General features: G+C 64.5%; 12 protein-coding genes. 9 read left to right on the top strand and 3 right to left on the bottom strand.

What is annotated here, in order from left to right; translation table 11 throughout:
- Window positions 1-85: 85 nt before the first annotated feature.
- The gene (locus tag RN347_RS07335) at window positions 86-988 is read right to left on the bottom strand and encodes a carbon-nitrogen hydrolase (RefSeq protein ID WP_263584274.1); all 903 of its coding nucleotides are present in this window, start codon (window positions 986-988) and stop codon (window positions 86-88) included.
- Complete coding sequence (locus RN347_RS07340) at window positions 985-2,055, bottom strand: agmatine deiminase family protein (RefSeq protein ID WP_311960696.1); 1,071 nt, start codon at window positions 2,053-2,055, stop codon at window positions 985-987. The genes RN347_RS07335 and RN347_RS07340 overlap by 4 nt, the downstream gene beginning before the upstream one ends.
- 201 nt (window positions 2,056-2,256) lie before the next feature.
- On the opposite strand from RN347_RS07340, the gene RN347_RS07345 reads away from it, so the two are divergent.
- A complete protein-coding gene (locus RN347_RS07345) occupies window positions 2,257-3,498 on the top strand; it encodes a lipoprotein-releasing ABC transporter permease subunit (protein WP_263584272.1) in 1,242 nt (413 codons plus the stop codon).
- A gap of 10 nt (window positions 3,499-3,508) precedes the next feature.
- Window positions 3,509-4,228: an ABC transporter ATP-binding protein gene (locus RN347_RS07350; protein WP_263584271.1), complete on the top strand. Its 720-nt coding sequence runs from the start codon at window positions 3,509-3,511 to the stop codon at window positions 4,226-4,228.
- 4 nt (window positions 4,229-4,232) lie between these two features.
- On the opposite strand, the gene RN347_RS07355 is transcribed toward RN347_RS07350, so the two are convergent.
- Complete coding sequence (locus tag RN347_RS07355) at window positions 4,233-4,784, bottom strand: DUF2062 domain-containing protein (protein ID WP_263584270.1); 552 nt, start codon at window positions 4,782-4,784, stop codon at window positions 4,233-4,235.
- A 91-nt stretch (window positions 4,785-4,875) separates the two neighbouring features.
- Between RN347_RS07355 and RN347_RS07360 the strand changes: the two genes are divergently transcribed.
- The 7 genes from RN347_RS07360 to murB are packed head-to-tail and all read left to right on the top strand — an operon-like array spanning window position 4,876 to window position 12,437.
- Entirely contained in the window at window positions 4,876-7,143 is a 2,268-nt protein-coding gene (locus tag RN347_RS07360; protein WP_311960697.1) for a DNA internalization-related competence protein ComEC/Rec2, read from the top strand.
- 55 nt (window positions 7,144-7,198) lie between these two features.
- Window positions 7,199-8,935 carry a lipid A export permease/ATP-binding protein MsbA gene (gene msbA / locus RN347_RS07365; protein ID WP_311960698.1) on the top strand — a complete coding sequence of 579 codons (1,737 nt, stop codon included), beginning with the start codon at window positions 7,199-7,201 and terminating at the stop codon, window positions 8,933-8,935.
- A complete protein-coding gene (lpxK, locus tag RN347_RS07370) occupies window positions 8,932-9,987 on the top strand; it encodes a tetraacyldisaccharide 4'-kinase (protein ID WP_311960699.1) in 1,056 nt (351 codons plus the stop codon). Before msbA ends, lpxK begins: the two co-directional genes overlap by 4 nt.
- Window positions 9,980-10,189, top strand: a complete 210-nt coding sequence (locus RN347_RS07375; protein ID WP_252107600.1) for a Trm112 family protein — start codon at window positions 9,980-9,982, stop codon at window positions 10,187-10,189. Before lpxK ends, RN347_RS07375 begins: the two co-directional genes overlap by 8 nt.
- Window positions 10,190-10,969 carry a 3-deoxy-manno-octulosonate cytidylyltransferase gene (gene kdsB, locus RN347_RS07380; RefSeq protein ID WP_263584266.1) on the top strand — a complete coding sequence of 260 codons (780 nt, stop codon included), beginning with the start codon at window positions 10,190-10,192 and terminating at the stop codon, window positions 10,967-10,969. It begins immediately after the preceding gene.
- Window positions 10,966-11,430: a low molecular weight protein-tyrosine-phosphatase gene (locus tag RN347_RS07385; RefSeq protein ID WP_263584265.1), complete on the top strand. Its 465-nt coding sequence runs from the start codon at window positions 10,966-10,968 to the stop codon at window positions 11,428-11,430. The genes kdsB and RN347_RS07385 overlap by 4 nt, the downstream gene beginning before the upstream one ends.
- On the top strand, window positions 11,430-12,437 hold the full coding sequence (gene murB, locus RN347_RS07390; RefSeq protein WP_311960700.1) for a UDP-N-acetylmuramate dehydrogenase: 1,008 nt from the start codon (window positions 11,430-11,432) through the stop codon (window positions 12,435-12,437). Before RN347_RS07385 ends, murB begins: the two co-directional genes overlap by 1 nt.
- The last annotated feature ends 45 nt before the right edge of the window (window positions 12,438-12,482 follow it).

Genomic DNA, 12,482 nt, shown 5'->3' on the forward strand with positions numbered 1-12,482 from the left:
ACGCCAACGTCGAACCCGTTCTGGCTTGAACGAAAACGCCGGCGCTCAATGCGCCGGCGTTTTCGTATTGAGTGAAGAGGGCGTATCAGTCGCGATAGCGCCGCGTCAGATCGCCGTAGCCGTCCACGCGGCGGTCGCGCAGGTAGGGCCAGATGCGCCGGGTGCGCTCGCTTTTTTCCATGTCGAGAGTGACCACCAGCTGCTCGGTCTCGTCGCTGGCGTGGGCCAGAAGCTCGCCCTGAGGGCCGCAGACGAAGCTGCCGCCCCAGAAGTCGATGCCCGAGCCGACGCCGGAGTGGTCCGGCTCGAAGCCGACCCGGTTGGCGACCAGCACCGGCAGGCCGTTGGCCACGCCGTGGGCACGCTGAACCAGCGTCCACGCTTCCTTCTGGCGGGCCTGTTCCTGCTCGTCGTCGGTCTTGTCCCAGCCGATCGCGGTGGGGTAGAGCAGCAGCTCTGCACCGGAGAGCGCCATCAGCCGCGCCGCTTCCGGATACCACTGATCCCAGCACACCAGCACGCCGAGCCGGCCGACCGAGGTATCGATCGGTGTGAAGCCTTCGCCCCGGCGCTCATCGACGTCGCCCGGGGTGAAGTAGAACTTCTCATAAAAGCCCGGATCGTCGGGAATGTGCATCTTGCGGTACTGGCCGACGCGGCCACGCGCGCCGTCGAAAACCACCGCGGTGTTGTGATAGAGCCCCGCGGCGCGCTTTTCGAAAATCGAGCCGACCAGCACGATGTCGAGCTCGCGGGCGAGCGCTTCCAGGCGCTGGCTCGTCGGCCCATCCAGCGGCTCGGCCAGGTCAAAAAGCGCCGGGTCCTCGTACTGACAGAAGTAGTGGGTGGCGTGAAGCTCCTGGAGCAGCACAAGCTTCGCCCCGCGCCCGGCGGCGGCGCGTACGCCCTCTTCGGAGGCCGCAAGGCTCTTCTCCTTGTCCGGCCAGGCGTTTTGCTGAATGACGGCGACGGTCAGTTCTCGGCTCATGAGGCCTCCTTGAAACGGGCAGGGTTGAGCGTGCCCTTGGGTAGCTGCATGGTCAGGCAGTGCAGGCTGCCGTGCTGGCGAATCACGCTGTGACACTCGATGGGAACGATCCGGCGCTCGGGAAACGCCTGAGCCAGGGCGTTGAGCGCCTCCAGATCCGCCGGGTCGGCGTAGGTCGGCACGAGCACGGCGCCGTTGATGATGGTGAAGTTGGCGTAGGTCGCGGGCAGCCGGTGGCCGTCGTCCGGGTCGAGCGCCGTGGCAGGCCAGGGCAGGGCGATCAAGCGGTAGGGCTCGCCGTTTGGCTGGCGCAACGCCTTGAGCTCGGCCTCCATCGATTTTAGCGCCGCATGGTGCGGGTCTAACTCGTCGTCGCAGCGCACGTAGGCGATGGTGTCAACGCTGCAAAAGCGCGCCAGGGTGTCGATGTGGCTGTCGGTGTCGTCGCCTTCGAGATAGCCGTTTTCGAGCCACAGAATGCGCTCGACGCCAAAGTCTGCCTTGAGCGCTTGCTCAACCTCTGCCTGGGAAAGCGTTGGATTACGGTTCGGGTTCAAAAGGCACGCTTTGGTCGTCAGTAACGTTCCCTGGCCATCGGTTTCGATACCGCCCCCTTCGAGCACCAGCGCCCGTGGCAGCACCTGACAGGCCCAGACGTTCTGCGCCTCGAGCGCGCGTGTCAGGGCGTTGTCTCGGCGAGCAGGAAACTTGCCGCCCCAGCCCGTGAAGGTGTAATCGAGCAGCGCCATGTCACCGTCTTCCGCCATAACGCCAAGCGGGCCATGATCTCGCGCCCAGGTATCGTCGGTGTCGGCCTCGACAAGAAGCAGCCGCTCGCGGGGTACGCCAAGGGTCGCAAAGCGGGACTCCAGGCGCGCACACGTGGCGGCGTCCGGCACGCTTACGATAACGCGCTGATAGCGCGCAGCGGCCAGCACGATGCGCTCCATCGTTGCCTCGATGCGCTCTAAAAGCGGCTGCCAGTCGCCGTCGGCGCGCGGCCAGGTGAGCTGCAGGCCGTCCTGAGGGTGCCATTCCGGCAGCAAACGGTAAGGGAAAGTTGCCAAGGATGAGTGCTCTCGTTGCCAGGGAAAACGCCGGCGTCGAGACCGGCCAAAAGGCGCAATGTAGGGGGTCACCGGGCAAGTTGCAAGCCAGCCGTGCCCGGCCAGGCGGGTGAGAAGGTTTGTATTTACAAGGCGCGTTTACCCATGCAGGGCGTTGAAAAAAACCGTACCATGGGCGCCAGTTAACCAAGGGATGACGCCATGCTTGATCGTTTGCCTTTTCTGGTGGGGCTGCGCTACGTGCGCGCTAAACGCCGGAACCACTTTATTTCGTTTATTTCGCTGATTTCCATGCTGGGGCTCACACTCGGCGTGACCGTGCTGATTCTGGTGCTGTCAGTGATGAACGGCTTCGACTACGAACTGCGCAACCGCATTCTGGGCATGGTGCCGCACACCAAGATCGAATACCGCCCGGGGCTCGTGGAATGGGAGGCACTGGCCGATCGGCTGATCGAGCGCGACCGGGTGATCGGCGTCGCCCCCTACGTCGAGCAGCAGGGCATGTTCTCGGCCAGCGGGCGCAATCAGGGCGCGATGGTGACCGGCATCGACCCGGCCTGGGAAGACCAGGTGTCGATCATCGGTGATCACATGCGCGAAGGCGAGCTTTCTGATCTGGCGCCGGACTCCTGGAACGTGGTGCTCGGCTCGATGCTGGCCAACCGGCTGGGAGTAGGCGTCGGCGACCGTGTCACGCTGTTGGTGCCCGAGGCCTCGATCACCCCCGCGGGTGTGTTTCCACGGCTCAAGCGCTTTACCGTTAGCGGCATCTTTAGCGTCGGCGCCGATCTCGACGGAAGTCTTGCCTACGCCAATATTTCGGATATGCAGACGCTGGCGCGGCTGGGCGACGCCATCGGCGGGCTGCGCTTGGAGCTCGACGATCTGTTCGCTGCCGGTAGCGAAACTCAGGCGATCGTCAACGATCTCGGGCCGGGCTACATCGGTCGGGACTGGACCTTCACCCAGGGCAGTCTCTTTCAGGCGATCCAGATGGAGAAGCGCATGATCGGGCTGCTGCTGACCGTGATCGTCGCAGTGGCCGCGTTCAATATCGTCTCGACGCTGGTCATGGTGGTCACCGACAAGCGCGCCGACATCGCTATTTTGCGCACCATTGGCGCCACACCGCGCTCGATCATGGGCATCTTCATCGTTCAGGGGTTGACCATCGGCATCATCGGTATCGCGCTTGGCGTGTTGGCCGGGGTGGTGCTGGCGCTAACGATTTCGGACGTGATCGGCTGGTTCGAATCCGTCACCGGCATTCAGTTTTTGGATTCCGGCGTCTACTTCGTCAGTCACCTGCCCTCGAAACTGATTTTCAGCGACATTCGCAATATCGTACTCGCCGCTTTCGGCCTGACCTTCCTGTCGACGCTCTATCCTGCCTGGCGGGCCGCGCGCGTGCAGCCGGCGGACGTACTGCGCTATGAATAAGGACGCGCCCATGACCACAGCCACTTCCCACGCCCCGGTGATGCTCTCCTGTCAGTCGCTCACCCGCATCTATAGCGAAGGGCCCCAGGATTTGACGGTACTCGACGGGCTCACCCTCGAGGTGCGCGCTGGCGAGCGCGTGGCCATCGTCGGAAGCTCCGGCTCCGGCAAGACGACGCTTTTGAACCTGCTCGGCGGTCTCGACCGCCCAAGCCAGGGCAGCATCACCATCGCCGACGAGTCGCTGGCCGGGCTCAACGAGACCCAGCTTGGCCACTTTCGAAACCGCTACATCGGCTTCGTCTATCAGTTTCATCATCTGCTGGCGGAATTCAGCGCGCTGGAGAACGCAGCGCTTCCGCTGATTATTCGCGGTCAGCGCAAAAAGGTCGCCGAAGAGCGTGCCATGCAGATTCTGACGCGGGTAGGAATGAAGGCGCGGGCGGATCACAAGCCCGGCGAGCTCTCCGGCGGCGAGCGCCAGCGCGTGGCGATCGCACGCGCCCTGGTCACCGACCCGAGCCTTGTACTGATGGACGAGCCGACCGGCAACCTGGATCAAACCACCGCCGGCACCATCCTGAGCTTGATGGACGAACTCGCCCGCGAGAGCGCCTGCGCTTTCGTGATCGTGACCCACGATGTGGGCCTTGCCGCTCATCAGGATCGCGTGATGCGCCTGAACGCGGGGCGGCTGGAAAACGACACGCCCGGCGCTACGTTCAAGTAGCGCGTTACTTGTCGAACTCGGATTCGATTTTGGCCCGACGCCGCCGACGCTTTTGTCGGCGGCGTTTCCAGTTGTAGGAGACGTGCCAGCGCCAGAGCAGGCGAATGGCCACGTTGGCGAGAACGGCGAGCACAACGGCCGTGACGATCGAGCCTAAAAACAGCGGCGGCAAGAGATCGTGCATCTGCTCGGCCAGCCAGCGCGTCGAAATACGCGACGGTGCCTCGCGCACCGGCGCGCCCATCAAAAACGTTCCCACCCGGTAGTTGAAGTAAAAAATCACCGGCATGGTCAGCGGGTTGGTGATCCAGACCAGACTCACCGATAGCGCCAGGTTGCAGCGCACGATCCGCGCGCCGAGCGCGGCCACCATCATCTGCAGCGGAATCGGCAGCAGGGCGCAAAAGATACCGACGCTAAAGGCGTTGGCCACGCTTTTACGCGTCAACAGCCAGAGCCCGGGGTCGGCGATCAGGGGCGCCATGAAGCGAAGCGATCGCTGGCGTCTCAGGGTGTCGGGCTTGGGCATGTAGCGCTGCAGGAAACGGCGCGGCATGTCGGTTACTCTTTGAGATAGTGCGCTCCATTATCCACATCGCGCGCCGCGAAGGCTACGCCGGTCGTCACGTACCGGTATGGGGGGGAACATGCGAACAGGGGTGGTCGCGCCGGCGGCCATGGCAGCGCTCGGCGCGGCGATACTTGCCGAGTACAGCGGCGCCGAAGGGCGTTTACTGCCCGCCCTCGGCGCGGTGCTGGTGGCCGCGCTTTTGCTCGTCAATCGCGTTCCCCGGGTGCTGCCCGCGCTGCTGGCCGGCGGCTGGGTACTGTTCGGCGTTCATCTCGAGTGGCAGCGAACCCTGCCGGCGGGGCTCGGCGGCGAGGATCTCAGCGTCATTGCGCGCATCGATGAGGCGCAGCGCGATGAAGGCTTGAGCCGGCTAAACCTGCAGCTGCTCGAGTGCGAAAGCCCGGCGCAGCGCCTGGCGTGCTCCGGGCTCGATCGCGTGCGCGTCAGCGCCTACGGCGATACCGCCTTTGAAGCGGGCCAAACCTGGCGGCTCACGCTTCGCCTGCGCCCGCCCGGCGGGTTCAAAAACCCACATCGCTTCGATTACGCCCGTTGGCTCTGGCGCGAGGGCATCCATGCCACCGGCTACGTGCGCCCGGCCCCGGCCCCGCAGTTGATCACCCCAGAGCGTTCGACGTTGAGGTCACTTGCACTTGCACATATCGACGCCACTTCCCTGGATGCACGCACCAAACGCTGGCTCGCCGCGCTCAGCCTGGGCGCGAGCCAGCGGTTGACCCAGGACGATTGGACGCTCTTGAACGCCACCGGCACCACGCACCTGGTGGTCATCTCAGGCTTGCACGTGGGGCTGGTGGCCTCAATGGTGCTCTGGATCAGCCGGCTGTTGGCCAGGCTGACAACGCCGCAAAACTGGCGGCTGCGCGCCTGGCCCTGGGCCGCGGCGGGGCTTGCCTGCGTGGGTTACGCCGCGCTTGCGGGGCTGGGGCCGCCGGCAATGCGCGCCATGGTGATGACGCTGCTCGGGCTCTGGGTACTCAGCGGGCGCCACGCGCCAAGGGTCTGGCAGGCCTGGTGGCTGGCGCTTTTACTGGTCGTGCTGGTCGACCCACTTGCACCCTGGCGTCCAGGGCTATGGCTATCGTTTGTCGCCGTGGCGTGGCTGATCGTCATTTGGCAGGGGCGAGCGCGCCCTCAGGGCGTCAAGGGCTGGGTCTGGGCGCTGGTGCGAACGCAGCTTTTATTGTCGCCGCTGATGGCAGCGGCGGTGCTGGTCAGCTTTGGTCGCGTGGCGCCGGGGGCGCCGCTGGTGAATCTGCTCGCCGTGCCTTGGGTGAGCGCGGTCATGGTTCCGCTGGCGCTGCTGGGCTGGCTGCTGGCGCCGCTGTTCGGCGCCGGCGAGCTCGTCTGGCGCGGCTTTGGAGCCGCCCTCAACGTTTTTGATGCGCTGTTACGCATCGCCCTTGAAGCGCTACCGCTTTGGGAGCCCGCAATCGAGCTGCGTTTTGCGCTGGCCGCGGCGCTTTTACTATTGGCGCTCTGTTTCGGGCTCGCCTTCGTGCCACGCTGGCTGCGTGCGGCCTCCTGCGCGGTGGCCGCCGCGCTGCTGTTTTTCTCCCAGCCCAAATCGCTTGCGCCCGGGGTTTTGCGCGTCACCGTTTTCGATGTAGGCCAGGGCCAGCTCATCGAGCTTAAAAGCGCCACACAGCGGTTTTTGTACGATACCGGCCCGCGTTTTCGAAGCGGGTTCATGCCGATCGAGTCCTTATGGCCGCCGGGACAGCGCTTCGATCGTGTGATCGTCAGCCACGGTGACAGCGACCACGCCGGCGGCGTTCGGGCGCTTTTGAGCGAACACAAGGTTACGGCCTGGCAGGCGCCCGAAGGCGAGGCGGTAGCCGCACCGTTTACGCCCTGCGCCCGAGGCCAGCACTGGACACACGACGAAATCGCGTACCGCGTGCTCTGGCCACCGGCCGGGGAGAACGCGCTCACGCCTAACGAGCGCTCCTGCGTGCTCGAGGTCAGCGTGGGCGAACATCGGCTATTGATCACCGGTGACGTCGGGCGCCAGACCGAGCGGCGTCTGATCGGTGATTTGAAGTCCCCGGTCAGCGTGCTGGTGGCGGGCCACCACGGCAGCCGCTCGAGCTCCGGGGTACAGTTCGTACGTGAAAGTGCGCCTGGGCATGTGATCTTCAGCGCCGGGCGTGACAACGCCTTTGGCCATCCGGCGGATGAGGTGGTGCGCCGGTATCAAAGCGTGGGGAGCTGCCTTTGGAGCACCGCGGAGGACGGAGCGCTGACATTTCATGTCGAGAGGGGCCAAGCAATACGCGTCGAAACGGCGCGCGCGTCGGTGAAAGGGCGCAAGCGGTGTTGATACGCCGCGCCTTAGGGTAGAATTCGGCGCACTGCACTTTAGGGCTGGAGCACGCGTGACCGATTCGAGCTGGGCGTTGTACAAACGCTTGTTGGAGTACGTAAAACCCCATTGGAAAATGTTTGCGTTGGCGATCATCGGTTTCGTGATCTACGCCGCGTCCAGCACGGCGCTGGCCGAGATGATGAAGCGCCTGATCGACGGGATACAGAACCCGGACGCCGCCTTTCGCTTCTTTTTGCCGCTGTTCGTGGTGCTGATGTTCGCCGCCCGCGGGGTAGGAACGTTCTTGAGCACCTACTACATGGCGTATGTGGGTCGCTACGTGATTCATACGCTGCGCTGCGACGTGTTCGATCACATGCTGCATCTGCCCGGGCGCTTTTTCGATCAGCACTCGAGCGGTCATCTCGTCTCGCGCGTCACCTACCACGTCGAGCAGGTCGCGGGTGCGGCAACCAACGCGGTCACGGTGATTCTGCGCGAAGGGCTCTTCGTCGTCGGGCTGGTGCTCTATCTGCTCTGGACCAATTGGATGCTGACGCTGCTCTTTTTGGCCGTGACGCCGGTGATCGCCGTGGTCGTGAGCTTCGTCAGCAAGCGCTTTCGCAAGATTTCCAAGCGAATACAGAACTCTGTAGGCGATGTGACCCACGTGGCATCAGAGGCGCTCTCCGGCTATCGGGTAGTGCGCACCCACGGCGCCGAGACCTTCGAGAAAAAACGCTTCGAGCGCGCCAGTGAAGAGAACCGCCGCCAGAGCATGAAGCAGGCGATGACCAAGGCGATCAGCTCGCCGGTGATTTTGATGCTGGTGGCGATTTCCATGGCGCTACTGGTGTGGCTTGCCATGGCGCCGGCCTTTTTGGCCGACATGACGCCAGGCGAGTTCGTGGCCTTCATCACCGCCGCGGCGCTGATGATCAAGCCGGTGCGCCAGCTCACCGAAATCAACGGCGACATTCAAAAGGGGCTGGCCGCCGCTTCCGAGCTGTTCGCGGTGGTGGATCTGTCTACCGAGCCGGATAACGGCACTTTGGACCCCGAAACGCTCAAGGGGGAGGTGCGCTTTGAAAACGTGAGCTTTCGCTACGATGAGGAGCAGCCCAACGTGCTCCACGGCATCGACCTGCACATCGCGCCGGGGGAGATGATCGCCATCGTGGGACGCTCCGGCGGCGGCAAGTCCACGCTGGTTGGGCTACTGCCGCGCTTCTATCGGCCTTCCGAGGGGCGCTTGCTCATCGACGGTGCCGATAGTGACGACTACGCGCTCGGCGCGCTTCGTAAGCACATCGCGATCGTCTCGCAGCAGGTGACGCTGTTCAACACCACCATCGCCGCCAATATCGCCTACGGCGAGGACGCGCCAGACCGGGCGCGCATTGAGGAGGCTGCAAAGGCGGCCTACGCCAGCGAGTTCATCGACCAGCTTCCGCAGGGCCTTGATACGGTGGTCGGCGAAAATGGCCTCACGCTTTCCGGCGGCCAGCGCCAGCGCCTGGCGATTGCCCGTGCGATCTATCGCAATGCGCCCATTCTGGTGTTCGACGAGGCGACCTCGGCGCTCGATTCCGAATCCGAGCGCTATATTCAAAAGGCGCTCGAGTACGTCTGTAAAGGCCGCACGACGCTGGTGATCGCTCACCGACTCTCTACCATCGAGCGCGCCGATCGCATCGTCGTGATGGACCAGGGGCGGATCGTCGAGCAGGGCACTCACGAGGCGCTGCTCGAGCGCCAAGGCGCTTACGCCGCGCTCCACCAGATACAGTTTCAGGAGTACGCGTGAGCCTTGCCAGCCGCTGGCTCGACGGGGTCTACCGGGAGCGTCTCTCCCGGGCGCCCTGGCTTCTACCGCTTCTGCCCTTGAGCGCGCTTTATGGCGCCGTGATCAAGCGCCGCGCTCGCGCCTATCGCACGGGTAAAAAAAGCGTCTGGCGCGCGCCGGTGCCGGTCATCGTGGTGGGTAACATCACCCTCGGCGGTACCGGCAAGTCGCCGCTGGTGGCCTGGCTTGCCGCTTTTTTGACGCGTCAGGGCTATACGCCTGGCATCGTCACGCGAGGCTACGGCGGCCGCGCGCCGGCTTATCCGCTGATCGTGGAGGAAACGACCCCGGTCGAGCACTGCGGCGACGAGCCGCTGATGCTCTTTCGCCAAACCGGCGCGTGCGTGGCGGCGGACCCGAACCGTCCGCGCGGCGCCCAGGCGCTCATCGAGCGCGGCTGCGACATCATCATCAGTGACGATGGCCTGCAGCATCTGGCGCTGGGCCGCGATATCGAGCTTCTGGTGGTCGACGGCGTGCGGGGGCTTGGCAACCGGCGCTGCCTGCCCGCCGGGCCGCTGCGGGAGCCGGCGGACAAGCTTGAAAGCGTGGACGCGGTGATCGTCAACGGTACTCTCGCAAGACCGCTGCCCGTCGAGCCGGTCATGATGACGCTCGCCCCGGCGCGATGGCAGCGGGTGGGCAGCGGCGAGCACGCCGCGCTCACACCGCTCCCCTTCGAGTCTCCAGTGCACGCGGTGGCGGGTATCGGCAATCCCGAACGCTTTTTCAAGACGCTGGAGGCCCTTGGCGTCGAAGGCGAACGACACGCGTTTTCTGATCATCACGCGTTCGATGCCAAAACGCTTGCGTTTACTCCGCCCAGGCCGCTCGTGATGACGGCCAAGGACGCGGTAAAGTGTCGGACGTTGGCACCAAAAGAGAGCTGGGCGCTGGAGGTCGAGGCCGAGCTTCCCGACGCGTTTGGCGTTTGGCTTACCGACGCGCTGGCCACGCGGCCCCCGAATGAATCACTATCGACCCACACACACGAGGAAGGCGTTCATGGATAAGGAACTCTTGGCAATGCTGGTTTGCCCGCTCTGTAACGGCAAGCTCGAGTATGACCGCGACGCGCAGGAGCTCATCTGCTACTACGATGGGCTGGCCTACCCGATTCGTGAGGGTATCCCGGTAATGCTGCCGGAAGAGGCGCGCGTACTCAGCGCCGACGAGAAGCTCAACACCTCCCCGGGACGCACGGGGCAGGCGTAAATGGCAGGCTCAACGGATTTCGTCGTCGTCATTCCGGCGCGCTTTGGCTCCTCGCGCCTGCCCGGTAAGCCGCTTCTGGAGATCGCCGGTGAACCAATGGTGGCCCACGTTTGGCGCCGCGCCAACCAGAGCCAGGCCCAGCGCGTGGTGGTGGCCACCGACGACGAGCGTATTCGCGAGGCGCTGGTGCCGCTGGGCGCCGAGGTCGTCATGACCCGCGCTGATCATCCCTCCGGCACCGACCGCCTGGCGGAAGTGGCCGAGCGGCTGGGCCTCGACGACGACACACTGATCGTCAACGTCCAGGGCGATGAGCCCTTGATTCCGCCGGCGCTGATCGACCAGGTGGCCGGGCGGCTGGCCGACGACCCCGAGGCGTCGATCGCCACGCTTGCCGAGCCGATCGTGGATGTCGAGACGCTATTCAATCCGAACGTGGTGAAGGTGACCTGCAGCCACGCCGGGCGCGCGCTCTACTTCTCACGAGCGCCTGTGCCCTGGGATCGCGAGCAGTTCGCGCAGAAGCCGAGCCTTCTGAGTACCGATGCCTGGCTCAGGCACATCGGCATCTACGCCTATCGGGCGAGCTTTTTGCGCGATTACCAAAACATGGCGCCCTCCCAACTCGAGCAGCTGGAGCAACTCGAACAGCTCAGAGCGCTTCAGCACGGCCACTTCATTCAGGTGGCGCTGGCCTGCGCGCAAAACCCCACCGGGGTGGATACGTTTGAAGATCTGGCGCGGGTGCGTTTACTCATCGAACAAACGGAGGCCCAATGACGCGGGTACTGTTCGTCTGTCTGGGCAATATCTGCCGCTCACCGAGCGCCGAAGGCGTGTTTCGCAAGGCACTCTTTGACGGCGGGCTCTCTTGTGATGTCGAGGTCGATTCCTGCGGCATCGGCGACTGGCACGTGGGTAAGGCGCCGGACGAGCGCGCCCAAAAAGCGGCGCTTCGCCGCGGGGTGGATATCAGTGGGCTCAAGGCGCGCACGCTTCGTCGCGAGGATTTCGACGCCTTCGACTACGTGCTTGGCATGGACCGCGATAACCTCGATGCCATTCGAGCAATGGCGCCTGACGGCTGCCGTGCGCGCACCGGGCTCTTTCTGGAGTACTCGGATGCCGGCGAAACCGAGGTGCCGGACCCGTACTTCGGCGGCGAGCAGGGCTTCGAGCACGTCCTGGATCTGATCGAGGCGGCCTCGCACGGGCTGATTAGAGCGCTGAGAAAGCGCTGATGGCTGCAACGCTTGAACAGCGGGTGGATCTGACCCGCGCCAATACGTTGAGACTTCCCTGCACGGCGGACATCGGCGCCCGCCCCAGAACGCCTGATGAGCTTCGCCAGGTGCTGGATACGTGCCGCGAAAACGAGTGGCCGGTCACGCTGCTCGGCGGCGGCAGCAACGTGCTGCTGCCAGAGCATCTTCCTGGTGCGGCGATCACGCTGGAGTTCGATCAGTGGTGGATCGAACGGCGCGGTGATGGGGGCGTCGCTTACGTAGGCGCCGGCGTTCACTGGCATACGCTGGTGATGACGCTCGCCAAGCGCGGCTGGTGGGGGCTCGAGAACCTGGCGCTGATTCCTGGGCGCTGTGGGGCGGCGCCAGTGCAGAACATCGGCGCCTACGGCGTCGAGCTCGGCGACTGCCTCGAAGGCGTACAGGTCATGGCGCTTGACTCCAGACGCGTCTACTGGCTCTCACGGGAGCAGTGTGAGTTGGCCTACCGTGACAGCATCTTCAAGCGCGAACTGTCGGGAAAAGTCGCGATTCTGCGCCTGGCGCTGCGGCTCTCCCGAACCGGAGCGCCCAAGCTTGGCTACGGTGATCTGGCCCAACGAGTCACTAGCGAGGCAACGCCGCTTCAGGTTGCAAAGGCGGTGTGCAGCACGCGTCGGGAGAAACTGCCGGACCCGAACGTGCTCGCCAACGCCGGCAGCTTTTTCAAAAACCCGGTGGTAAGCGACGCCACGGCCCAGACGCTGCGCACTCGGTACCCGGATATGCCGAGCTTTGCACAGCCTGACGGGCGCTATAAGCTCGCCGCGGGCTGGCTCATCGATCAGTGCGGGCTCAAGGGCCAGCGCTTCGGCGCCTTTGGGGTACACGAGCGCCAGGCGCTGGTGATGGTGCATTTTGGCGGCGGCAGCCGTGTGGAGCTGCTCGATGTCGCCCGGCGCCTGGTCGAAACGGTCGAATCCCGATTTGGCGTGCGTTTGGAGCCGGAGCCGCGAAGGCTGTGAGCGCTTTTGTAAGCTCGCGTTTTTCCAGGCACGTCCTGCCAAACA

This window comes from Halomonas sp. PAMB 3264 (genome assembly GCF_031954245.1).
Taxonomy (GTDB): domain Bacteria; phylum Pseudomonadota; class Gammaproteobacteria; order Pseudomonadales; family Halomonadaceae; genus Vreelandella.